The organism is Pontibacter arcticus, assembly GCF_003284895.1.
In the GTDB taxonomy this organism is placed as follows: domain Bacteria; phylum Bacteroidota; class Bacteroidia; order Cytophagales; family Hymenobacteraceae; genus Pontibacter; species Pontibacter arcticus.
The window spans coordinates 614,547-639,459 of sequence record NZ_QMDV01000002.1; the positions used below are offsets into that span (position 1 = coordinate 614,547).

Here is a 24,913-nt window from a genome sequence, read left to right on the forward strand (position 1 = left end):
GAATAATAATACAAGTGCTGATGTATGAAACTACAGCATAAATTATACTTAAACCAAACGCCCCATCCGGTTCTGGATGGGGCGTTTGGTTTAAGTATACGTTAGACAGCGTTATTTTTCCACTACTTTGATCAGCGTTCCTTTCTCGATGCGATCGGACAATTGCATACCGTTCAGGATAGCCATTTCTTCGCGACGTTGCTGCGGCACGTTGTAGTTCTGTAAGATCTGGGCAAGCGTGGAGCCCTGGCCAACCGTTTTAATACGAACGCGTTCAGGTTGTCTGTTTAATTTATCAGGAGCAGTCAGCACCGCAAAATTCTGCATGGTATTGCTAAAAGCAGGCGCATAGGTATTAAAATTTGTTGCCGTACTGATGCCCATGATGTTGTAAATATTAGTGCCATACTTGATCAGGTAGGTCATCAACCGGATAGCAGGCTGCTGTTGCTGTTGCTGCTGCTGGCCTTCCTGTGGTTTTTGGTCGGCTATAAACGCAATGGCCTGCAACCCATTAACCGTTGTATTTTTAGACTCCAGTACCTGCAGGTTGTATTGCTGTACCATTTGCTGTGCGGCTGCCTCCAGTGTTTCGCCGGGCGCCAAAGAGAGCGACATCATGGCTTTGCCATCCTGTGGGGCCATCTGGAATTGCTGCGGCGAGTTCATGTGCTGCCAGTTGGCCGGAATCGGGAAGCTGAACTTTAACTCCGGATGGTAGAAAACGTTATTCTCAACAAAACCTTGTTTCGGGTCTTCGCCATACACAATACCATCAATCATTTTTAAATAATTGTTGCGGTTTACCTGTGGGTTGGCAAGGCTCAGTTTCTGTTTCCATTCGGCAGCCAGCTGGTGTACGGTTTCGTAGCGGTCGCCTGGGTTTGGGTGAGACGATAACATATCCGGAATGCCCTCGCTGCCGCTTGCCTGTTGCTGCCGTTGCAGGGTCTGGAAAAAATCAGCCATTTCAGAAGCATCATAACCGATCTTGCTCGAGTACTCTACGCCCAACCTGTCAGATTCGCGCTCATCATCGCGGCCAAATTTCAAAAATAACAAGCCCAATCCTTGCGAGGCTGCTTCGCCATATTGTGCTAAACCCGGTAAAGCGATCATACCGGCAATAAGACCTACCTGGCCCAGCATTGATTTGGTTTGCTGCTGCACCGAATGGCGTGCCGTGATATGACCGATCTCATGGCCAAGAACACCGGCAAACTGTGCCTCGTTGTTGAAATGAGCCATAATACCGCGCGTAAAGTATACATAGCCGCCCGGCAAAGCAAAGGCATTTATTACCGGAGAGTCTACTACTTTAAATTCATACTCTAAATTACTGCGATGCGACACGGCTGCCATGGCCTGGCCTTTCTGCTGAATAAACGCCTGCATTTTCGGGTCTTGGTACAGGCCAAACTGCGCCAGAACGGCCGGGTCACTTTGGGCACCCAGGGCAATTTCCTGGCTCTCCGACATCAGCACAATATCTTTTTTACCGGTTACCGGGTTGGTAGCACAGGCATTAACCAATAGCAGCGAGGCCACGGTAAAACCTGTTAATATTATTTTTTTCATAGTGTAGCGCGTAAGGTTTTATTTCCTTGCTTTCCGGCAAACATATGCAGAAATCGATGGAAGGAATATGGTTGCTTGAACGAAGCAGGAATACTGATAGTTGCAGGCGGTAAAATTAGCAGAACAACTTAATCATTAAAATATTGCCTAACCTTACCGCGCGCAAATGCCCCGGTACGGGCACCACTGGCACACATCCAGGTCGGTTGTTTTCCGGATCGGGTCATTTACATCCAGCATACGGTGCACAAATGTGCTAAGCAGTTCTTCGGAGGCAGTTACAAAATCTTTTGGCGTTACATTATCTGTTTCGGTAAAATTGAATTCGGAAGTGAGCACGCCCGCATCCAGGTTCCGGAATGAAAGTATACCGGATTTCGGGGTTATACTTTGCACATCAATTTGGCTGCCTTCCGGAAGTATAGTTTGCGGTGATTTGCGTAGAGTCTGCTGCAGAATATACTGGTAGAGCCACAACTGGCGCGCTTTATCATACTTCGAATCAGTGGTGAAATGCAGGGCTACATCTTCTGGCTTTACAACGAGTTGGTTGCGCTCTACTTTGCCGGTTTTGTAATCGATTACGCGCAGCTCATTTTTGGTCATATCGATGCGGTCTGCTTTGCCGGCAACCCGAACCGGTATCAGTTCATCATCAACCTGCACGTGCAGCACGGTATCCAGAGTATCTTCCAGGCGAAGTATAAACAGGGGCAATTCATCCGAATTTTTCAGGTTAAGCAGGTATTTTTCGAGCACCTGGATGGCCACTTTGTAGAGCAGGTAATTCATGCCACGGTCCGGAGTAGCACCGCGCGTAGCCGAGATAAATTCTTTGCGTACCTGGGCCGGCAGGTTCTGCAACATCGCTTCCACATGCTGCTTTTTGATGGGCTCGCCGCTTTGTGCAAACTCTTTAAAAAAATCTTCCAGCACCTGGTGCACCAGCGTCCCGAATTTATCTGTTCCGAGCTGTTCTTCCACTTCATCCATCTCCCGTATCTTCGCAATCCGGCTGAAATAATATTGCAGCGAACAGTTAATATACATATTGATATGCGAAGGATAGAGGCCGCGCTGCAGTTCTTTTTTCAGTTGTTCCAGCGTCTGCGCATCTTTTTGAATCACGATGTCTTCGTTATACTTCCTGGTTTCTTTTTGCTCCACAGCAGCTGTCAGGTCCCGGAATTTTATTTTCGGATTACGAAGTGCCAGATCATTTTGTAACTGAAGTATAAACCTGCTTTTTTCGCCGGAGCCATAGGTATCGGAAGGCAACACATAAAGCAGATTTACGCGCTTGGCTCGCTGCAGCAAACGGTAAAAATTATAGGCCATCGCGCCTTCGGTTTCGGAGTACGTAGGCAAGCCAAACTCACGCAACACATCGTAAGGCATCAGCGACTCGTGGCGTTTCGGGGCGGGCAAGGTATTCTCGTTTACCGACAGTATGATCACGTTTTCGAAGTCTAGGGCACGGGTTTCGAGCATACCCATGATCTGTACTTCCGAGATCGGCTCGCCGCTGAAAGGTAAACGGGTAGAAGCAATCAATTCGTACAAAAACTTCCGGAAACTGCGCACTGATATCTTCTGTTCGCGGCAATCGAAAATCGTATCAAGCCGCTTTACCAACGTATAAAATATGTACAGGTACTCGGTTTCGATGGTGTTGGGCTGGTGGCTGTATACTTCGCGCAGCATTTCGATGAGGCTGTACATGGCCGCAATAATATCATCGCAGTCGCGCCACGTCCGGAAAAGCGTTTCGAAAAGCGGCTGGTGTTCCGATAGCTCCAGCAGGTCCTGCGCTGTGATCAGTACGCGGTTATCTGCTACAATTTTATCGAGTACTTTCTGGATGAAATTGTGGTATTTTGCCTGGTCAGGCTGCTCGTTTAAGTATAGCTCATACTTCCGGATAAAAGGATGCGTGAGCAGTTTAGTTACCGATAAATGATGGTACTGGTATACTTTATAGCCCGATTGCTGCAACTGTGTAACGCCGGAAAGATGCACTTCAAATAACAGATCGATGAGGTTAAAAAGCGGCGTACCTTTAAAACTAAGGCCCATCGTTATGTTGTAGTTCGGCACACTATCGGGTATGGAATGTAGCACAGGCAGGAGCAAGGTTTCGTCGGGAAGTATAATGGCAACCTGCCCGTGTTTGTCCTGGTTTCTTATTTCCTGCAGCAGCTGACCGGCCAGTTTGCCCTGCATGCTGGCGTTGGCCACACCGATTACATTTATCTCTTTTTCGTCGGTTAAAAGTAAGTTTTGCTGCCAGCGCCATTCCGGTAGTTTCCAGGTGCTTTTATACTTGCGCAGAAAGGCGCCGGCACGGTTGGGCGTTGCTTCCTCCATGTAAAAATCATCGCTGTCGAAAAGCACTTCGGCACGGTTATGTTTCAGCAACGATTTGATGATAACTTCTTCGGATGTGGTAAGCGCATTCAGGCCAATGAAAATGTATTGCGCGCAGCCGGGTTCTTTGGCAATGCTTTCGATATCTTCCGCCACTTTCCGGAACGCCATACCGGTGTAAGCCTGTTTGTTTTTTAAAAGACGTTGCTGTAGTTGCTGGTAGGTTTTTTCAATGTTATCCCAAAGGCTGAAGTACTTTTTTAGCGTAGGAGAGAGCGTCTTGCCCAGGTATTGCGGGTCCCAGCGCTCCAGTGCCTTGGCTTCGGTCAGGTAATCGAACAGTTTACTGGTATCTACCATGTTCTGGTCTATCCTGCTGAAATCGTCAAGGAGGGTGCCGGCCCAGGTTACAAACTGATCGAAATCCAGGGTCGGGTCCTGCTCGCGCATCAGGTCATAGAGTTCGAGCTGCAGGTTGATGGGCTCCAGCACATCGGTTTGCGCCAGGCGGCAGATAAAATCCTCCATTCCCGACACTTCCGGCGACCAGATGGGCTCGGGTGCAGCCTGGGCCAGCGCATTTTTAAAGAAGAAACTCGCCCTGCGCGACGGAAGGATCACGCACAGTTCGCTGATGTTCTCTTTATACTTTTCGTAAACGTATTTGGCTGTTAGTTCTAAGAAAGTCTGCACTGGAAATCAAAAATATAAAGTATAATACAGGCTGAAAACCTGAACTTGTTTTAGAATGATGGCTTACTTAATGGATGGAGTCGCTTGTGCTTCCTGCATTATCCAGCGGCAGAAACGGGTTATACGCAATCTCCCAAAGGTTATCATCCGGATCGGCGATATAGCTACTGTAGCCTCCCCAGAAAACTTTCTGCGGTTGCTTTAATACACGAACACCTTTTTCCTCAAGTGCCGCTACCAGTTCGTCTACTTCTTTCTCCGACCGGACATTATGAGCAAGCGAAAATCCCCGGAAACCGTTTCCTTCTGCGGGCACGCCGGCATCATCGGCCAACGACTCCTGCGGAAATAGTGCTAACTGCAGGCCGTTCATCTGGAAAAAAACGATGCTTTCGTTGCTGCTTTCCAGTGGTTGCCAGCCCAGTTTATTCTGATAAAAATCTTTAGAGCGCTGCAGGTTTTTTACACCCAAAGTTATAATGGTAATGCGTTGTTCCATGGTATAAGTTACTTCCAGCTAACCCCCTCCTAAAAACAGGAGAGGGAATTGGATATTAGTTTATAGGTTTTTCTTGATTCATGATTATAAGGCCAGACCGACCTGCATACTTTTTCCGCCGTAATGCCACTCTAAAACCTGCTCCGTATCGAAGTAATAAAGTATACATTTTACCTGCTCGAAACCTAGTTGCTTAAAGCGCACGGCATAATGATCGAGTTTGTTACGGTGCTCTGGTTCGGGTGGCGGCAACTTGAATTCGATGAGCATTACCTGGTTTCCGTCAAAAACGACGCGGTCTGGTTTGTAAAGGTAAGCGCGCGCATCGAGCAGTTCTTTTTCGTGCTCGACCACTACTTTATCAGAGAAATAATGCTGTAGTTTCGGGTGCTGTACAACTTGCTGTACACGTTCCTGAAGCGCAGGCTTTTCTCGGTCGCTGATGATGCCTTCGTAAACCATCTGGCGCAGCACGGTATCCATATTTTCTGCCTTAATAATACGAGCCAGGGCGTAATGCAACTTCTTGTTGAGCGCGCGTTGCTTGGTCTGAGTTTCAAAATCGAACACGTTATTGGCGTGTTGTTTCAGTTGCAGCCGCTTAGCCCAGTCCGAAGTTGTTAAGTAGGTAAGATTAAAAGTATTCTCCGAATTTATACTTGCCTGTTGCTGTTGCAAACCGCCTTTGTGCAGCTGGTAACAAAACTGCCCGGCATTCCAGACTTGGTTGTGCACCAAAAAACGATACAACAGATGGCTAATGTTTTTTGCACTTCCCTCAAGCGCACGCGCTGCTTTTTTATCGTCCTGTAGGTCTTTGCTGTTGCCTATTAAATAGAGTCGGTCTATGGGGCGGGTGAGGGCCACATACAGCATGTTTAGGTTTTCGATAAAAGTCTTCTCGATTTCAGTTTTATACTTTTCAGCAAGTATGGTTTGGTCCAGTTTCGAGCTCACGTTTACGGCTACGCTGCGCAGCTTTCCGGTTACGGTGATATCGTCGGGCAGGTGGCTCCACATCAGGGCGCGTGTCATGGGCTCGGTGCTCCAGTCCGCAAACGGAATGATCACGATGGGGTAGGCCAGGCCTTTGGATTTATGAATGCTGGTAATGGTAATGGCGTTGCGGTCTTTGGGGGTGTTGATGCTCAGCTTCTCTTTCTGCACCTCCCAATACCCCAGGAAATTATTCAGGTTGTTACTGTTCTTTAAACTATACTCCAGCACCAGGTCCAGGAACCGGAAAAGGTATTCGCTTTCGTTGTTATGGTCCAGCAGATCGAAGATGCGGATGAGTTGTTCGGTTAATTCGTAGATGGAAAGGTTGCCGGTTTCGCGTTCCTTTACATCGAAGCCAAACAGGCGCAACTGGTCGTAAAAAGCCTGCGGATCTTTATCATTAGCGATCTGGGCAATGCGCTGCGTGGTTTCCGTATCCGGAATTCTTTCCAGGGCAACGGCGCAAACCAGGTACAAAGCTTCGGATTTTGCCAGCGTATCGTTGGGCCGGTTAAACACCCGGAAAAGCGCAATGATAAAGTTAATCACTTCGGCAAACTGCAAGGATAATGAGTCTTGGGAAATGATATCATACTTGCGCTCTTTCAGGAAATTAGCGATCAGCTTACTTTTAGCATTGGTCCGGCAAAGTATGGCCATATCTTTCAAACTATAACCATCTTCCAAACCCTGATTAACGAGCTGCAGCACCAGTTGCAGCATACTTTCATCGTAGGTCAGGATTTTTTCATGCGCATAGTCTTCGTACAGTTCGGTAGTGCGTGTACAGTCATTCAGGTTATACTTGTAATTGCTATCATCAGGGTGCGTGAACATGATCTGGATATGACCACCCGTGTTGGTGCTGCCTTCCGGTGAAAGCTGCACAAACTTCTCATCATAAATGGAAGTAAACATACCGAATTCCTGGTGCGTGTTGCTGATGTAAGTAAACAGCGCGTTGTTAAAGTCGATGATCTCGGTGCGGCTCCGGTAGTTTTTGTTGAGTTCCTGCGGGCTCAGGGCATGGTCCACGGATTCGTATCGCTCCCGGATCATACTTCCGTGGCGGCGATTTTCGTAAAGTTTCTTGGTGTTGCCTTTGTAGAGGTGCAGAATTTGTTCCATCTCGCCGCCGCGCCACCTGTAAATGGCTTGTTTGGCATCGCCTACCACCATACTAAAATGCCCCGAAGCCAGCGCATTATCAACTAAAGGCAATAAGTTATTCCATTGTAAAACGGAAGTATCCTGAAACTCATCGATCAGGATGTGGTTATACTTTTCGCCGAGCCGCTCATAAATAAAAGGCACCGGTTCCTGCATCACAATATCAATAATGCGCTTGTTAAATTCAGAAATATGAACCGTATTTTTATCGCGTTTAATTTCCTGCAGGCACTTTTCCAGCTCGTTCAAAACCGATACTTTGTACAGGTGCGGAACAATGGAATTTATCAGCGTCAGCGTTTTGCCAAACTGCTCTTTTATACTTTCAAGGTGATAGTACAGTTCTGTTAAAGTTGGCTTTATACTATCCACCTGGCTTTTGGTAAATGCGCTTGCTTTGCCGGCGTACCACTTATCATCTTCTATGGTCTGGCGGGCGTAGTTGTTGCCATAGGTCAGGTCTGTCTCTCTCGAAAACTTTGTAAAATACCCATACAAACCCCGCGTGCTCTGGAAAAAATCAGCAGGAGAGAGGCCGGCATCATTTATACTTGACAGGGCTTGCTGCGCGGCTTCCTGCGTAGCTTCTTCAATCTTCTTTTTTGTATCGAGTAACTCAAACCGGATGGTTTTAAAATCTTCTAAACTAAGGTTCTGGATATCCGTTACTGCTTCGTATACTTGTTCGTTCAGCAGGTTTTTGGCAAAGTCGGAGAGGTCATCAGGTAAGGTATTCCAGCTGCGGCCTTCACGCGCTTTTTCCAAGGCATACTGCTCCAGCGTTTCCGATAACAGATCATCTTTGGAGTTTGATACTTTATCTAACAGCAACTGCACCGCCGTATTTACCAGCGTCTGCGAATCCAGGTCAACTTCAAAATTATAGGGGATGTTAAGCTCGCGGGTAAAAGCCTGCACGATCTTGTTCACAAAACTATCAATGGTACTCACACTAAAATCAGAGTAGTTATAAAGCACCTGCGTAAACAAAGTGGCCGCGCGAAGGCGGATATCTTCAATCTCCAGGTTTTCTTCTGGATAATCTTCCTGTAAATCCTCTGTTATACTTTGCAGCAATTGCTCACTTTTATACTTTGCTTTTTCTGATTGCGTGGTATCGTTAAAGCCACGCAAGGCACCCAGGATACGTTCCTTCATTTCGGCGGCCGCATCATTTGTAAATGTTATGGCCAGTATGGAGCGGTAATAGTCCGGGTCGGGGGTATGAAGTGCGAGCTTCAGGTACTCTTTGGTAAGGTGGTATGTTTTACCGGAGCCGGCAGAAGAAGAATATATTTTGAAGCTGGATGGCATAAGCTGCTGTTATCGTATTGGCACACGAAAGATACAAGCAAACTGCCGGGAATGGAAAAATTATCTAAAGAATCGGAGCCGGAAATGCAAGGAAAACAGTTGATGTGTGCAACTTGATTTACTTACAGCAAAGTATAAAACGCAGGTAAAACCCCGGCCTTTTATAAGACCGGAGTTTAGTATTATATGGTAAGTCAGCCTAAGCTAACGTGTTTTCTTCGTAGCGTTTTTCTACTTTACGGGCAGGTGCCGACACGAAGTCTTTCACGCAAACATGGTACATGATGCGGGCCATCGAAATGGAATATTCCGTAATCATACAATGCTGCTGTTCAGTGCTTACCAGCGCTTTCCCGCCACCCAAAGTAAGTTTGTTCAGTTCGATTACTTCATCAAAATTCTGGCGAAGCATCTTCAGGGCCTTAAAGGATGGCTCATTATAATACATCGGGATAACCTGGCATACGGCATAACTTCCGTTAGCACGCTCCTTGCTGATCATTTTGCAGAGTGCTTCGGTGTTCAGCTTGTCCAGGTCTGAGATGATCACAAAGAAAACTTTTTTCTGTGCGCCGGCAGGTTTGATAGCGGTGCTGCCAAGGAGCATGTTGCGGCTGATTTTGGCATTGGCTATAAAGCTTTCGTCTTTCAATATCTTGTTATGGATCTTAAAAGCAAGCGCGCCAGACGCGATCAGATTAAAGTCTTTGCCCTGAGACGAAATTTTGGAGAAGTGCAACATAGGTCAAGGTGTTGGTTGTGTTTGGTTTATACTATTTACTAAGCTTCATAACAAGTTGCAGGAGCAACCAAAAGTTAAGTCTCATTAGCTTTAATGTTAAGTCTCATTAGCTTTAATAAAGAAGGGCGCGGTAGGTGCAGGGTATTGGTAAACGGTAATCTGGTTGCATATTTAACCAGGTAACTGCGCTAGTATTTATACCACAATTCAATCTGAGTGGATTAAATGATGCAATTACGCCTGATAGTAAAGGAGGTAAAATAGATACCGTCGCTTTGATTCAGCTAATGTCAAATAACGCTTCTGTTTGTTTAAGATGGAGTTAGTAACGCACAATTAGGGTATAAGTTACCTTAATCCAATATTAAATTAAACTATACTGTTTTATTTATACCTTTAATCATAAAATGAGAGAATTATATTAAAATAGTTCTATATTATTAAAAGATCATCACTGTTGCTCCCTTAAAATTAAAAAGGCACTCCTTTTAGTTATATTCCTTATTTATGACTACCTTTGCATTTGATTTGGATCAGTCTGATTTGCTGCATAGAGGTTATCCCTACAGATGGTTACCCTGGGTGTTTAGTGTCGTTCGCTCTCTGGCAATGAGAAATGGTTTTTTAGAGCAGGCTGCCTCCAGATGTAAGTAATATTGTAGATAAGTAATTTAGATGAGCAAAATCAGATTTGACGAACTTTCGCTTTCGCCGGAAGTTCAGCGAGCAATCGCAGACATGGGCTTCGAAGAAGCTTCCCCCATCCAGACACAGGCAATCCCGGTTGTATTAGAAGGAAGAGATATTATAGGCCAGGCCCAGACGGGTACAGGCAAAACGGCCGCGTTCGGTATTCCGGCCATCGAAGGCATTGACCCAGACGACCGTAGTGTACAGGTATTGATCCTTTGCCCTACTCGCGAGCTTGCCATCCAGGTTTCAGGTGAGATTCAGAAACTTTCAAAGTATAAAACAGGCATCAGCGTAGTTCCCATTTATGGTGGACAGCCTTATGAGCGTCAGCTACGTGCTTTAAAGCAGGGTGTACAGATCGTGATCGGTACACCAGGTCGTGTAATGGACCACATCGAGCGTGGCACGCTTAAACTGGATAAAGTTACCAAAATCATATTAGACGAAGCAGACGAAATGCTTGACATGGGTTTCCGTGAAGACATTGAGTATGTTTTGGAGCGTATCCCGGAAGAGCGTCAGACAATCTTCTTCTCAGCTACCATGTCGAAGCCGATCATGGAGATGACTAAGCGTTATCAGAAAGATCCGGTTATCGTGAAAGTGGTACACCAGGAGCTGACTGTCAGTAACATCGAGCAGGTATACTTCGAAGTAAGAAGCAGCGCCAAAATGGAAGTGCTATCCCGCTTACTGGATATGTACAACCTGAAAGCGGTGATCATCTTCTGTAATACCAAGCGTATGGTGGATGACCTGGTAGCAGACCTGCAGGCACGCGGCTATTTTGCTGACGGCTTACACGGCGACATGAACCAGAACCAGCGTTCAAACGTGATGGCCAAGTTCCGTAATGGAACATTAGAAATACTGGTAGCAACAGATGTGGCTGCCCGTGGTATTGATGTAGACAACGTAGAAGCCGTATTTAACTACGACCTTCCGCAGGACGAAGAAGCTTACGTACACCGTGTTGGCCGTACAGGTCGTGCTGGTAAATCAGGTAAAGCTTTCTCGTTTGTAGGTGGCCGTACGGATGGTTTCAAACTGAAAGACATCATGCGCTTTACCAAAGCGAAGATCGTTTTACAATCCGTACCAAGTATGGAAGATGTAAACGAGATCCGTACAAACCTTTTCTTTACAAAAGTGAAGGAAGTACTGGAGAAAGGCGCTTTAACCAAGCATGTAACGCGTATCGAGCGTTTCGTGAACGAAACAGAAGGCTATACACCACTTGATGTTGCTGCAGCGCTCCTTAAAATGAGCATGAAAGAAGCCAAGGTTAAAGAAAAAGGTGCCGAAGCCGAGAAAAACCTGAACCGTACCAAAGAAGGTTTTGATCGTTTGTTTATCACTATCGGTAAAAAAGACCGCGTTCACCCACGCGACCTGATCGATCTTTTAGCCAGCAACAGCAATATACCGGAAGGTAAAGTTGGCGACATCGACCTGTACGATAAGTTTAGCTTCGTGGAAGTACCAACCGAGTACACTGCAGATATCCTAGCGCGTATGGGCCGTATCGAAGTGGAAGGACGTATGGTTATTGTAGAGAAATCTGATAAGAAAAACTCCGAAGGCGCAAGCCAGGAAAGAAAAGGCGAAAACTTTGGCTTTGGCGACAGAGACCGTGGTGATCGTGATAGACGTTCCGGCGGTGGCGGTGAAAGACGCAGCTTCGGTGGCGGCCGTTCTGGTGGCGAGCGCTCTTACGGTGGTGGCGGAGATCGCGACCGTGGAGGTGATCGTGGCGGACGTTCTTTCGGCGGTGATCGCGATAGAGGCGGAGACCGTGGAGGACGCTCATTTGGTAGTGGCGGTGGAGACCGTGACAGAGGTAGCGACCGTGGAGGATTCCGTAAAAGAAGATTCTAGAAACCTGCAACCTCTACAAATGAGGTTCGTATAACCAGGTATACAGTTTGAAGTATAAAAACTTCAATTAATGTTTAGAAAAGGCTGACTTGAAACGTCAGCCTTTTTGCATTTAAGGCCTTTCAAAAAAAGTATAACTGTATACTTTCCTAATCCGTTAAAGAACTTATAAATATAATTAACTGCGAAAGCAGCTGATTTTTAACACGGGTTACATCAGACGGATGTAACCCGTGTTTTTTTATGCAATCCTTTTTCAAGAAGTATAGGCAAAAAAAAAGGAGCCGAAGCTCCTTCCTTTCCAAAGTATAAATTAAGCGTTGCGGGCTGCATCGCGTAAAGAACGGATATGATCGTGTGCATTTTTCACATCATGGTATTGCTGCTGCACAACTTGTTTTATTTGTGCCGGTAATTCTGTGGCTAAGGCTTCTTCGTACGCTTTAACAGCATAGTCTTCGCCACGCTCACATTCTTCCAGCACGCGCTTTCTGTCTCTGGATGTTAAAGCAGATTTCAGATCGATCCAGGCACGGTGTACTGCGCCTTCAATAGAGCTGGATTCGCTATCGGTTTTGCCCAGTTTGTGCAGTTGGTCCTGTAACTCCGTGATCATGCTGTCGCGTTGTACGGCATATTTTCTGAACAGGTCTTTCAGGTCCTGATCTTCTACATCCTCGGCGGCCGTGGCGTATCCTTTAGCGCCATCTTTGCAGCGTTCGATCAAATGATGTATTGTCGGGAATAATTCGGTATTAGATTCCATAGTTATTTAGGTTATGATATGTTCTGTTTAGCCATCATACTATATTTATAACTTTTTGGTTACTGCTCTTTATTTTAGGTTTACAAGAGATGCAGCCATCGCGTTTCCGGCCAGGTAAGCAGTCGTCCAGGCTGCCTGAAAATTAAAGCCTCCGGTTACGCCATCAATATCAAGCACTTCGCCGGCAAAGTATAAACCGGGCACTAGTTTACTTTCCAGGGTTCGCATGTTTACGGAGCTCAGATCTACACCACCGCAGGTTACAAATTCCTCTTTAAAAGTAGTCTTGCCTTTTACTTCTACCTGCGCCCTGATCAGCGCTTCTAATAGTTTATTTGTATTTTTTGCAGGAAGATCTGCCCATTTCACTTCTTCATTAATATCTGCGAGCAAAGTCATGCTGCGCCAAAGCCGTTGCGGCAAACCAAACAAGGGGTTCGTGCTCACCACTTTTCTGGGATGTGCCTGCCTGTACTGCTGTAATTCGGCACGCAACGCTTCTTCCGTAAAATCCGGTATCCAGTTGATGAGCGCTGTAAAGGTATACTGCTGATCGTGAAAACTGCGCGCCCCCCAGGCCGATAACTTAAGCACAGCTGGCCCGGAATAACCCCAATGGGTGATCAGCAACGGCCCTTCATTCTCAAGTTTCTGGCCGGCAATCCGGACTTTAGCGCGTGGCACCGAAATGCCCTGTAGCTCTTTGAATGGGGAAGCAGGTACATTAAACGTGAATAAAGACGGAACAGGCTCCTGTATGGCATGGCCCAGTTCACGCAGCCAGTTATAGTTTTCTGACTTTGGATTACCACCAGCGCACACCAGCACTTTATCAGCCACCAGCGTCGAATTATTGCTCAGCGAAAGTATAAATTGCTGCGAGCCGGAAGCAGCTTTCTCAGGTTGAATTCTGTTTACGCCTACGCCGGTTTTGATCTGTACGCCAGCCTGACGGGCAGCTTTTAATAGGCAGTCGATAATGGTTTCGGAGTTATCTGTTACCGGAAACATGCGGCCGTCTGCTTCGGCTTTTAGCTTTACACCGCGTTGCTCGAACCACGCAACCGTTTCTGCAGCACCAAAAAGTTTAAAGGCTTCTTTTAGTTGCTTGCCACCGCGCGGATAGTTCTGTGCAAACTGCGAAGGCACAAAGCAATGGTGCGTTACGTTACAGCGACCACCACCTGACACGCGCACTTTAGAAAGCAGCTTCGTACTTTTTTCCAGTAGTATAACTTCTGCTTCCGGGGCTTTTTCGGCGCAGGCAATAGCCCCGAAAAAACCGGCTGCGCCGCCACCAATTACAACAATTCTAGACTTTATTTGGGATTCAGGATGCATGTTAAAAGAGCGTAACGAAGCAGAGTGGTAATGGCAAACTATACTTTAAACGGTCAGTTACCGGCTGCAAAGATACTAAAAGAAAGTCATCGGGTCGGGGTATTGAAAAACGAAGGACAGTTCATCTTTCAGTTTCTGGCTGTTGATCAGTTTAAAGTTTGTTTCGGTCATGAGATTAAACTGTGGCGGTTCCAGGCCTGCGGCTAAGGCTGCAGAAGTATAAAAATCTTTGCGTAGCGGATGCTGATCTGAACAGGCATTGTATACCTGACCCCATTTTTCGAGCTCCAGGATTCTTAAAAAGATGGCGATGCAATCATCCAGATGTATCAGATTAACCGGCGCATCGCCGTTGGGCACCTGCTTTTTGCCTGCAAAAAAACGGCCGGGTTGTCTGCCCGGGCCAACCAAACCTGCAAAACGAACTACAGTAGCCAGCCACTCCTCACATTCCTGAAACAGTTTTTCAGCCTGCAGCAACGCGTTTGATGCGTCTTTTTCAGACAGGTAATAACTGTCTTCTTCGGTCACAACGCGGTTCAGGTCAGGGTAAACAGACGTAGATGAAACAAACAGTAGTTTACTTACCGGAGATTTTAAAAGCGCATTTCGTAACAAATGCAGCTGCTCCAGGTAGCCCGCTCCGCCATCAGAACGCAGCTTGGGCGGAATATTTACCAGCAGTAGATCAGCATTCAGAAAATCATCCAAGTCTGCCGGGTTCATATCAGCATCCTGCAGGTTGATCAGGTAAGGATTGATGTTCTTTTCCTCAAGAATTGGTAGTTTTTCGGTCCGGGTAGTGGAGCCTTTTACCTGGTAGCCTTTCTTTACAAGTTCTTCTGCAAATGGCAACCCCAGCCAGCCGCAACCCATTATACTTATATCTGCTTTAGCGCGCATAATTTCTATTTATACTTTATAACAAATGGCCCGGCATCCGGTTAAAGTTTCCTGAAAGAGGATAGCAGCATGATATTACAAAATAACACATAAATGCGGTATGATGTGATCATTATCGGTTCCGGTTTCGGCTCGCTCACAGCTGCTGCGCTTTTATGCAAACAAGGCCTGAAAGTTTGTATCCTGGAACAGGCCAAATACCCCGGAGGTTGCGCCACAGCTTATAACCGTAAAAACTACTGGTTTGAAACGGGAGCCACCACGTTGGTTGGCTTAGATAAACACATGCCGCTAAGTTATTTGCTAAAAGAAACCGGTATTACGCTGCCAAACCTCCGCAAACTCGAAACGCCTATGCAGGTGCATCTTACTAACGGCCAAATAGTAACCCGTTACCAGGATCTGCAGCAATGGATACAGGAAGCTGAGCGTGTTTTCGGGAAAAATAAACAGCGGGAGTTCTGGGAGCATTGTTACCGCATCAGTCAGCAGGTATGGAAAGTATCGCTACAGCAGCAGAATTTTCCTTTTTCTAACCTCAGCGATCTTTTTCAGGCCATTGCAGCTTTCCGGCCCGCTCAATTAAAGCTGATTCCCGGTGCTTTCCGGACAGTGCAGGATTTGTTAAAACGCTACGGCCTGCTTGATAATAAGCTGTTTGTGGATTTTGTGAACGAACAACTTTTAATAACGGCTCAGAACCACATCGGTGAAGTGAACGAGCTTTTCGGAGCGACGGCCTTGTGTTACACGCTTTACTCTAACTATTACATCGATGGCGGTTTGATCAACCTGGTTAGTCCGGTGCTTAACTATTGCTTGCAGAATGACGCAATGATCAAGTATGGCCAGGAAGTAAAATTTATACTTCCGGAAACAGGAAAGTATAAAGTAGTTACGCAGAAAGAGGAGTTTGAAGCCCGGTTTGTGCTAAGTGGCATTCCGCTAAACAACACCCTGGCCATTTTTGAAAGCGAACCGATACGAAAAAAACAGCAGCCTAAAACGCTTAAGTCCGAGCAACTGAACGGAGCGTTTACGATGAGCCTTGTCCTTCAGAAAAAAGAGCAGCTTCCAGTGCTGCACCATCAGCTGCATGTACCTGGCGGATTACCGATCATCGGCAGCAAAAGTATCTTTATCAGTTTTAGCCATACACAAGATACATTGCGTGCACCCGAAGGCGAACAGGTAGCCAGTATCAGTACACACGTTGCAAACCCGGCAGCTACTTTTATTGAGGATAAGGAAGTAATCGAACAAGCCATACTTACCCAATTAAACCAAGCAGGACTTGTACTGCCGGATCAGCTTATTTCCTATCAGTCTGCTACACCGGGGGCCTGGCATTTCTGGACAAAACGGTCGTTTGGGTTTGTAGGTGGCTACCCGCAATACAAGCGCATTAGACCCTGGCAAATGAAAGACGCACGCCTCGACCACAGAGGCGCGTATGTATGCGGCGATACGGTATACCCGGGCCAGGGCATTGTAGGCGTGTGCTTAAGCGGCATAATAGCCGCCCGTAAATTGCTGCAGGACCATTACTAAACACTAAATCAGGTTTCGATCACCAGTGTTTTTAAGCCGGCTATTGTTCCATCAGCTGTCTTCCCAAGTATAAAAACACTGATATTACGCTCGCCTACACGGTATACTTTTACATCAGTCAGCAAATTTTGTAGCGTATTCTGCAGGTTGCGGAATCTCTGTGCCTGCTCTGCTTTTTGGGGTTCTTCTGCATCCGAAAGGTTGGTCATATTCCTGAAAAAATAATCCAGCTCTTCTACTTTCACGCCATAATCGGAGGGCTTGCCGGCAAGCTTTACTATATCATCATGTGTCAGCTCGTTTCCGGCAGGCTGCTCATGAACGAACACTTCAAAAGGTGCATCTGTTTCGCTGAGCATCAGGAGGCCATCACTTGCGCGGTTTAATTCTTGTTCCAGTTGTTCTGTTGTCATAGTTTACAGGATTATTTGAAATTGATTCCGGTTTCAGGTTTATATTCCAATGGATTCTTATCTTTAGAAAAACATGGCGTGTTCGTGTTGTACGTGATCATTCAAAATAAATAAACAAATTATACGATGAATGCAGAACCAATGCTAAGGGAAAATGCCCTGCAAGGCAAAACAATAATTGTAACAGGTGGCGGAACGGGTTTGGGCCGCTCGATGGTAAAATACTTTCTGGAGTTGGGAGCCAATGCCGTTATCTGCAGCCGAAAGATGGATGTGCTGGAACAGGCAGCCCGCGAACTGGAAGCCGAAACAGGCGGACAAGTGTTGCCTTTTGCCTGCGATGTACGCAAGTATGACGAGATAGAAGCGATGCTGAAAGCTACTTTAGCGCGTTTTGGCAGGGTAGATGTGCTGGTAAACAATGCAGCCGGCAACTTTGTAAGCCCAACCGAGCGCCTTAGCCATAAAGCCTTTGATGTAGTAACCGATATTGTTTTGAAAGGAAGTTACAACTGTACCTTAGCGCTGGGCAAGCACTGGATAGCTCAAAAACAGCAAGCTGCCATCCTGAATATTGTTACGACCTACGCCTGGACCGGTTCCGGTTACGTGGTGCCTTCGGCGTGTGCGAAAGCCGGTGTACTCGCACTCACACGTTCGCTGGCATCGGAGTGGGGCAAGTATGGCATCCGTTCGAACGCCATTGCACCGGGCCCGTTCCCGACCGAAGGGGCCTGGACGCGCCTGTTCCCGAAACAACTGGCCGATAAGCTGGACCCGGTAAAGCGTATTCCGGTGGGTAGGTTTGGCGAGCACCAGGAACTGGCAAATTTAGCTGCTTACCTGGTTTCTGATTTTGCATCTTTTGTGAATGGCGAGGTGGTTACCATTGATGGTGGCGAGTGGCTGTACGGTGCCGGTGAGTTTAATGGCTTCGATGAGATCCCGCAGGAAATGTGGGATGGCATGGAAAAACAGATGCGCGGCAAAGGCCAGTAAGTTATACTTTATCTGATACCAAAAAAGCAGAGGCGCTGGCTTCTGCTTTTTTGGTATCATGAAAGTATAGGTTTCGTTTAAATAGTCAGAAAGAAGGACGTTTAAGTATGTAAAATATTGATTATCATTAAACCAACTTGCAAGTTTAATTTTATGCTATCTTAATTCCTGCTACTTAGTTGGCCAGTGCAATAACTAAAGCCAGGTTTACGCCCAAGGCAATTCCCCAGTTTTTCCATACTTTACGGGATTTTATTTTCTTCGCTTCGTTTGCATAGCTGGTGAGGTACGCCGGGTCGTTGAATAGTTCAGGCGAAGGAATGTTAAGATTTGAAGTCTGCGGCTCCGTAGAAGAACAGATCACTGCCGGTACCAGCCCGATAAGCGGCGACAATAAACTAACTGCCAGCGTTCCTGTGCCTGCACCTGTATAGCCTTTATAGTGCAACCTGGCGTCAGCTCCGCCTTTTGCCATCATGTTGAAATAATTGTTTGCGCCTGTTGCTGCTGCAGGCACCGAAGGTGGAACAGAAACGGCAACTTCCTGCGTTTCGAAAGCTTCCGTTGTTTTATCAGCATATGTTATGATCGTTATGTCTGATTTTGCTACCGTATAAAGAGGCCCTTCCTGATTATCGAAGCGCTTGTACTTTACTTCAGAAGGTGTAATTTCTAAAACTTTGGATTGGATGCTTTCTCCTGTCTTTTTTAAGATAACATCCTGTGCCATACTTGTAAAGCTAATTAAAGTACAGAGTGTGCATAAAAGTAGAATTTGTTTCATTTGGCTAAAAAGTAGATTATAGTTTAAGCAAATGTAAATATTCTATCTCTTATATAGCACATACCGTATGTATATATTTTCTGGCTTAAAATATATACATACACAAGGATATAACCTGCTAACCAATTAAACAGCAGATTTGTAGCATTCAAACAGAGCCATCACAAAAAACTGATCATAACAGGTCACAAATTAACGATCAATTCTTCCAGCTTTTTAGCGTTCAGCACGGCATTGCCAAGTATGGTGTTGTTAAAGAATACCCATACTTCTTTTCCGTCTTCGAGGTAATCTTTCAGCATAAAAGCGTAGCGTTCCAGTTGTTCGTCTGTGTAACTGGAGGTATACATTTTTTCGTCGCCGTGCAGCCGCAGGTAAACCAGGTTGCTGGTTACAGCTTCGGCACCCGGGAAGCGCTTGCCCGCACTGGCCATCACAAACGATATTTCATACTTGCGCATCAGGTCCAGTGCTTCATCAGTAAACCAGGAAACGTGTCGGGCCTCCAGGGCAAAAGGCTGTTCGGGATAATGCTCTCTCAGTGTTTTGTAGAAATCCTCCGCCACGATAGGATCGAACCTGAAACTGCCGGCTATCTGTACCAGCACCGGCCCCAGGCGGGTGCCCATTTTTTTATATCTGGACATAAACTTTAGCAGCGGCTCCTCTATATCCACGAATTTGCGTTTGTGCGTAATCTCCTGGTTCAGCTTGGGTGCATACTTAAAATAATCGGGTGTGGTGGTCAGCCATTTCTCAATAGTCTTGGCCATCGTGAAATGGTAAAAACTACTGTTGATCTCGACGGCTTTAAAGTGGGTAGCATAGTAGGCTAAAAACTCCGCAGATTTAAGTTCAGGCGGGTACAAAACTTCCTGCCAGCGGTAGCTCCAACCTGAGGTGCCAACGTATAAATTAGGGATGTGGTGCATAAGTAGCTTTCTATAAAAGCATCTTATACTTTGGCTATCGTGTAAGGTTATATTGGGCTCAGGTAGCCGGTATAAAATCTACTCCGGATAGCTTCGCGGCAACCCGTTTTATACTTCGGCCTGCTCTGCCCTGTATAAAGTATGGTACTAACCCAATTAATAAACCTGAAACACAGATCACATAACTGAGCATAAGCTGCATAAACGAGAGCTGTATACTTACCAGAACTAACCCGAAACCTGCCAGCCAGATTAGCAGCATCTTGAAGGGATTAGTTTGAGGAGCTGGTAAATAAGTAGAAGGAAAACCAGCGAGCGGTAAAAATTTGCCAGCATCAGCAAGCAGCAGTATAAGATTGAGAACCAGTAAACCACTCACCACATACGGCGTGCCTACCCAGTTCTGAGAAACGGTTACCAGTAAAATACTGAGTACCATTGGTACTAATATAATAGCACCCAATGTCCGGTAACGCAGGGTTAAAAGTATAAACCCGGCAATGATCTGGGAATAGGCGATATAGCGCGCAAACAAAGCCAGGCCGTATTCAGCTAACTTATCTTCGAGCCACACCGGACCGATCAGACCAGGAAATTTATGACCGGCGTATACTTTCGCCATGCCTGCCGTAAAAAAGATCAGCCCCAGGAAAATGCTGATGCCGTTCAGGAAAAACTGTTTTTTGTTCATAGTCATGGAGAAGGCGCGTTTGCAAAGTATAACCAAGATACAAAACGCTAAAGATCAATACCATACTAATCTACTAACAGCTTCATTTTATAGATGATGAGGTAATTTATACTTCTGACAATGCAGGTAGTGATTTAAAATAATTTATAAAAAAACAGCCCCGACCAGAAGCCGGGGCTGAAAAAAAACAAAAAACTATCTTAAGAGATTAGGCGTGCGGATTTACATAAGCAGGATCGCCGCCATCATCATTGTCATTTTCAGGTTTATAGTTAGCCTGTAATTCTTGGAGTTTTGCTTTGCCGTAAGCCAGCCTTGTGATAACCACATAAAGCACCGGCACAAAGAAGATAGCCAGGAACGTAGCAGCCAACATACCTCCAATTACCACCCAACCAATTGTCTGGCGCGATACAGCCCCTGCACCGGATGCCAATACCAGCGGCGTTACACCAAGTATAAAGGCAAGCGAAGTCATAATGATCGGGCGCAGACGCAGCTTAACAGCCTCAATGGTTGCAGCCAACAACTCCATACCGCGGTCTACACGCTCTTTTGCAAATTCCACGATCAGGATCGCGTTTTTGGCAGCCAGACCGATCAGCGTAATCATACCAATCTGTGCGTACACGTTGTTATCTAATTTAGGCAGGAACGTAAGCGCCAGAATAGCCCCAAACATCCCCAACGGAATCGCAAACAGAATAGAGAACGGCACCGACCAGCTTTCGTAAAGTGCAGCCAGCAACAGAAGTACCAGTACAATGGATAACGCGAAAATGTAGATCGTGCTGTTACCTGCTGCCAGTTCTTCGCGGCTCAAGCCTGAGAAGTCGAAACCGTAGCCAGCCGGTAAGGTTTGGGCGGCTACTTCTTCCAAGGCTTGCAGCGCCTGTCCGGAACTGTAACCCGGTGCCGCACTACCCGAAATCTCTACGGATCGGAACAAATTGTAATGTGAAATTACAGCTGGGTTCTCAACCACTTTGGTACTTACCACAGCACTAAGCGGAACAGATTCGCCTTGGCGGTTCAGTACGTAAAACTGGTTCAGGCTCTGGATATCCATACGGTACGCGGTATCCGCCTGTGCTACCACACGGTAATTTCGGCCGTAGCGTGTAAAATCGTTGATATACCGGCTACCCATGTACGACGACATTGCTCCGAAAACATCTGTCAGGTTAATGCCAAGTTTCTTCACTTTTTCGCGGTCAACTTCTACGTGGTAACCCGGGGTGCGGGTATTGAAGAAGCTATAGGCCATCGCAATTTCGGGGCGCTGATTAGCGGCACCCAGGAACTGACCCATTACACGCTCCAGCTCTTTAATATCGCCGGCAGTGCGCTGCTCCAGCATAAAGCTAAAACCACCTGACTGGCCCAGACCCGGAATTGCCGGCGGTGCCACCACAATAATATTCGCTTCTTTGATAGCGGCAAAACGCTGGTTTAGTTCAGCCATTACGCCCTGTAATTGCAACGATTCTTCCTGTCGTTCATCCCACGGGTGCATCTGAATAAAGAACGTACCACTGTTCGATTTAAACGAGAAGTTGATCGCATTCAGACCTGAGATGGAAGTTGCATTCCGGATAGCCTTCACATCACCCAGGATACCTGCCATTTGTTCCAGGATAGCCTGCGTTCTGTTTGCAGAGGAGCCTTCCGGTAACTCAACCGAGATAAATAAGCGGCCTTCATCTTCCGTCGGAATAAAGCCTGATGGTTTTTTAGCAAATAAGCCTACTGTACCGATGTAAAGACAAACTAGCAGGATAAGCGCTAACGGTGCCGCTTTTATACTTTTGCGAACTCCAACAGAGTAAGATTCGGTGGTGCGGGCAAACCAGTTGTTAAACTTGAAGAAGAACTTGTTCAGGCCTTTCGAATCCCGGTTCACGTTCATCGGTTTCAGCATGATCGAGCAGAGCGCCGGCGTAAGCGTTAAGGCAACAAAGGCAGAGATTAATACGGAAATAGCAATCGTGATCGCGAACTGCTGGTACAAACGACCCACAATGCCCGGTATGAAACCAACCGGTATAAACACTGCCGCCAGTATAAGTGCAATGGCAATTACCGGAGCCGTAATGTCTTTCATGGCCTTGCGCGTGGCATCTTTGGCCGATAATTTTTCGTGGTCAATGTAATGCTGCACAGCTTCCACCACCACAATGGCATCATCCACCACAATACCAATCGCAAGTACAAATCCGAAAAGGGTAAGTGTATTGATGGTAAAATCGAGCGGAATAAAGAAGATGAAAGTACCAATGATCGACACCGGTATAGCCAGGATAGGAATTAAGGTAGCGCGCCAGCTTTGCAGGAACAGGAATACCACGATGATCACCAGTATCAGCGCTTCCACCAGTGTCCGGATAACTTCATTGATCGAAACCTCTACTACCGATACCGACTCAAATGAAACGATATAGTCCACATCAGCCGGGAAAGAAGCTTTCATTTCAGCTAGCGCGGCATAAATACCATCGGCGGTGGCTACCGCGTTAGAGCCCGGTGCCTGGTAAATCAGCATCATGGAAGCCGGGTTACCGTTGATCGTTGCCTGTCGGCCGTAGTCAAACTGACCGAACTCTACACGCGCTACATCTTTCAGGTACACTAAAGAGCCGTCTTCCGGATTAGTGCGAATGATCACATTCTCAAATTGCTCTTTTGTAGACAGACGGCCGCTTACCGTGATCGGGTACTGGAATGCCTGGGTATCATACTGCGGACGCGCACCAACCGTACCGGCTGCTACCTGCATGTTCTGCTCCTGAATGGCAGCTATCACCTGGTTTGCACTCATACTATACTGCGCCATTTTATCAGGCTGCAGCCACAAACGCATACTAAAATCCTGACCAATTGCGGTTACATCACCTACACCAGGCACACGCAGCAAGGCATCTTTTACATAGATGTTGGTGTAGTTATCCAGGTACTGTACATCGTGTGTTTTCTTTGGTGAGTAAATACCTACCACCATCAGTATACTTGGGTTACGCTTTCGAACGGTTACACCTAAACGTCTAACCTCTTCCGGTAAGCTTGGCTCGGCTACACTGGCACGGTTCTGCACATCCAGCGTCGCGATGTCGATGTCAGTACCAACTTCAAAGGTAACGGTCATGTTCATCTGGCCGGTACTGGTGTTGGTAGAAGTCAGGTAAGCCATACCAGGCGTACCGTTGATCTGCGTCTCGATGGGTGTTGCCACCGTTTGCTCTACCGTCTGCGCATCGGCACCTGTGTAGTTTGCCGAAACCGATACCGTAGGCGGAGAGATCTCCGGGTACTGCGTAACGGGCAGGTTCATCATGGCCAGTGTTCCTACCAACACGATCACAATCGAGATCACGATGGAAGTAATAGGCCTTTTTATAAATATATCCGATATCATACTTGTTCTGAAAAGCTGCTTTTAACGATTGATTATTTTCCTGCTGCCGGTGCAGCGCCCGCTGCCTGTGGGGCACCAACCTGTACTTTGGCTCCCTGGCGCAGCTTCTGAATACCTTCCACTACGATTACCTGGCCGTCTTTCAAGCCTTCGCGGGCCACTATCTTATCCTGGAAACGGGTACCTAACTGTATGTTCTGCTGCTGTACAGAGTCGCCTTGCACTACATAGACAAAATATTCGCCTAACTGTTCTGTTACAGCTTTAAATGGTAAAGTGATCTGTTTGCCGATATCCTGATTCAGCACATTTACGCTCACTGTCATACCGGAAACAAGCATACGGTCCGGGTTAGGGAAGCTTACACGAACCGTAATTGTTCCGGTCTGAGTACCTATGGCGCGGTCGATAGCAGTAAGTTTACCTGTATGCTTATAGGTAGACCCATCCGATAATTTAAGCGTAAAAAGTGAATCGGGCTGGTTGCCTTGCTGCAAGCGGTTAAAACGTGGCAGCTCCTGTTCATTTATCACAAAATCAACTCCGGTAGGGCCGTCAGAAGAGATCGTGTTTAACAGCGTCTGGCCCGGGCTGACCTGGGAACCCACCCTTACCTGCGAAATACCGATTGTACCGCTGAACGGGGCACTGATAACAGAGTAACCCAGATCTGTAGAAGCGCTGGCCACCTGTGCCTGTGCTACGGCTACCTGTGCACGGGCTGTTTCTACATCCGCTCGGGCATAATCTACGCGCTGTCTTGCAATAGCATCCTGCTTCGCCAGGTTCTCGTAACGTACCAAGTCCTGCTGCACACGGTTTAAGTTAGCCTGTGCACTTCTTACATTGGCCTGTGCCTGGTTGTAGGCTGCCTGGTATTTGGTGCGGTCAATTTCATAGAGTTTCTGGCCTTTGGTTACGCGCTGGCCGTCTTTTACAAATATCTGGCTGATGTAGCCACTTACCTGTGGGCGCAGTTCTACTTCGCTAAGCGGAACAACTGTACCCGGATACGAATCGGTACCCACTACATATTCTTGTTTTACAGTATAGGTATTCACGGGAACAGCTGCCGCCATTGGGTTTTGCTGCATTCCCTGGTCTTCGTTGCCGCAGGAAACAAGCAAAGCGCCGGATAAGCTAAGCGCCGCTACGATGGATAAATTTAATTTCATGGTGCTTATGGTT

At 46.7% G+C, this 24,913-nt stretch carries 17 protein-coding genes; 3 read left to right on the top strand and 14 right to left on the bottom strand.

The features are described from left to right. Nucleotides 1–111: 111 nt before the first annotated feature. The 5 genes from DP923_RS07830 to DP923_RS07850 all read right to left on the bottom strand — a co-directional run bounded on the left by DP923_RS07830 (nt 112) and on the right by DP923_RS07850 (nt 9,362). The gene (locus DP923_RS07830) at nt 112–1,578 is read right to left on the bottom strand and encodes a M48 family metalloprotease (protein ID WP_112305279.1); all 1,467 of its coding nucleotides are present in this window, start codon (nt 1,576–1,578) and stop codon (nt 112–114) included. Nucleotides 1,579–1,731: 153 nt separating this feature from the next. Next, nucleotides 1,732–4,638 carry a PD-(D/E)XK nuclease family protein gene (locus DP923_RS07835; protein ID WP_112305280.1) on the bottom strand — a complete coding sequence of 969 codons (2,907 nt, stop codon included), beginning with the start codon at nt 4,636–4,638 and terminating at the stop codon, nt 1,732–1,734. 67 nt (nt 4,639–4,705) lie between these two features. Beyond that, the gene (locus tag DP923_RS07840) at nt 4,706–5,137 is read right to left on the bottom strand and encodes a VOC family protein (RefSeq protein ID WP_165838163.1); all 432 of its coding nucleotides are present in this window, start codon (nt 5,135–5,137) and stop codon (nt 4,706–4,708) included. Nucleotides 5,138–5,221: 84 nt separating this feature from the next. After that, nucleotides 5,222–8,620, bottom strand: a complete 3,399-nt coding sequence (locus DP923_RS07845) for a UvrD-helicase domain-containing protein (protein ID WP_112305281.1) — start codon at nt 8,618–8,620, stop codon at nt 5,222–5,224. Between the two features lie 199 nt (nt 8,621–8,819). Continuing rightward, on the bottom strand, nt 8,820–9,362 hold the full coding sequence (locus DP923_RS07850) for a hypothetical protein (protein WP_112305282.1): 543 nt from the start codon (nt 9,360–9,362) through the stop codon (nt 8,820–8,822). A 675-nt stretch (nt 9,363–10,037) separates the two neighbouring features. Between DP923_RS07850 and DP923_RS07855 the strand changes: the two genes are divergently transcribed. Next, nucleotides 10,038–11,933: a DEAD/DEAH box helicase gene (locus DP923_RS07855; protein ID WP_112305283.1), complete on the top strand. Its 1,896-nt coding sequence runs from the start codon at nt 10,038–10,040 to the stop codon at nt 11,931–11,933. Nucleotides 11,934–12,246: 313 nt separating this feature from the next. Here DP923_RS07855 and DP923_RS07860 read toward each other — a convergent pair whose 3' ends face one another. From DP923_RS07860 to DP923_RS07870, 3 genes are all read right to left on the bottom strand, one after another. Beyond that, on the bottom strand, nt 12,247–12,699 hold the full coding sequence (locus tag DP923_RS07860) for a ferritin-like domain-containing protein (RefSeq protein ID WP_112305284.1): 453 nt from the start codon (nt 12,697–12,699) through the stop codon (nt 12,247–12,249). A gap of 69 nt (nt 12,700–12,768) precedes the next feature. Then, on the bottom strand, nt 12,769–14,040 hold the full coding sequence (locus DP923_RS07865; RefSeq protein ID WP_112305285.1) for a BaiN/RdsA family NAD(P)/FAD-dependent oxidoreductase: 1,272 nt from the start codon (nt 14,038–14,040) through the stop codon (nt 12,769–12,771). A 75-nt stretch (nt 14,041–14,115) separates the two neighbouring features. Continuing rightward, the gene (locus tag DP923_RS07870; protein ID WP_112305286.1) at nt 14,116–14,943 is read right to left on the bottom strand and encodes an SDR family oxidoreductase; all 828 of its coding nucleotides are present in this window, start codon (nt 14,941–14,943) and stop codon (nt 14,116–14,118) included. 93 nt (nt 14,944–15,036) lie between these two features. Between DP923_RS07870 and DP923_RS07875 the strand changes: the two genes are divergently transcribed. Then, a complete protein-coding gene (locus tag DP923_RS07875; protein ID WP_112305287.1) occupies nt 15,037–16,494 on the top strand; it encodes a phytoene desaturase family protein in 1,458 nt (485 codons plus the stop codon). Nucleotides 16,495–16,502: 8 nt separating this feature from the next. Here the strand turns inward: DP923_RS07875 and DP923_RS07880 are convergent, their stop codons facing one another. After that, the gene (locus tag DP923_RS07880) at nt 16,503–16,907 is read right to left on the bottom strand and encodes a nuclease A inhibitor family protein (protein ID WP_112305288.1); all 405 of its coding nucleotides are present in this window, start codon (nt 16,905–16,907) and stop codon (nt 16,503–16,505) included. A gap of 126 nt (nt 16,908–17,033) precedes the next feature. Here DP923_RS07880 and DP923_RS07885 point away from each other — a divergent pair, with 126 nt between their 5' ends. Then, nucleotides 17,034–17,906 (top strand): SDR family oxidoreductase, encoded by an 873-nt coding sequence (locus DP923_RS07885; RefSeq protein ID WP_112305289.1) that lies wholly within the window; start codon nt 17,034–17,036, stop codon nt 17,904–17,906. Between the two features lie 175 nt (nt 17,907–18,081). Here the strand turns inward: DP923_RS07885 and DP923_RS07890 are convergent, their stop codons facing one another. The 5 genes from DP923_RS07890 to DP923_RS07910 form a co-directional block, all read right to left on the bottom strand. Continuing rightward, nucleotides 18,082–18,636 (bottom strand): hypothetical protein, encoded by a 555-nt coding sequence (locus tag DP923_RS07890; RefSeq protein WP_112305290.1) that lies wholly within the window; start codon nt 18,634–18,636, stop codon nt 18,082–18,084. Between the two features lie 239 nt (nt 18,637–18,875). Continuing rightward, entirely contained in the window at nt 18,876–19,622 is a 747-nt protein-coding gene (locus DP923_RS07895; RefSeq protein WP_112305291.1) for a DUF72 domain-containing protein, read from the bottom strand. 58 nt (nt 19,623–19,680) lie between these two features. Then, nucleotides 19,681–20,313, bottom strand: coding sequence for a hypothetical protein (locus DP923_RS07900; protein ID WP_112305292.1), 633 nt, complete (start codon nt 20,311–20,313; stop codon nt 19,681–19,683). 208 nt (nt 20,314–20,521) lie between these two features. Continuing rightward, nucleotides 20,522–23,725, bottom strand: a complete 3,204-nt coding sequence (locus tag DP923_RS07905) for an efflux RND transporter permease subunit (protein ID WP_112305293.1) — start codon at nt 23,723–23,725, stop codon at nt 20,522–20,524. A gap of 32 nt (nt 23,726–23,757) precedes the next feature. After that, the gene (locus tag DP923_RS07910) at nt 23,758–24,900 is read right to left on the bottom strand and encodes an efflux RND transporter periplasmic adaptor subunit (protein ID WP_112305294.1); all 1,143 of its coding nucleotides are present in this window, start codon (nt 24,898–24,900) and stop codon (nt 23,758–23,760) included. Between the last annotated feature and the right edge of the window lie 13 nt (nt 24,901–24,913).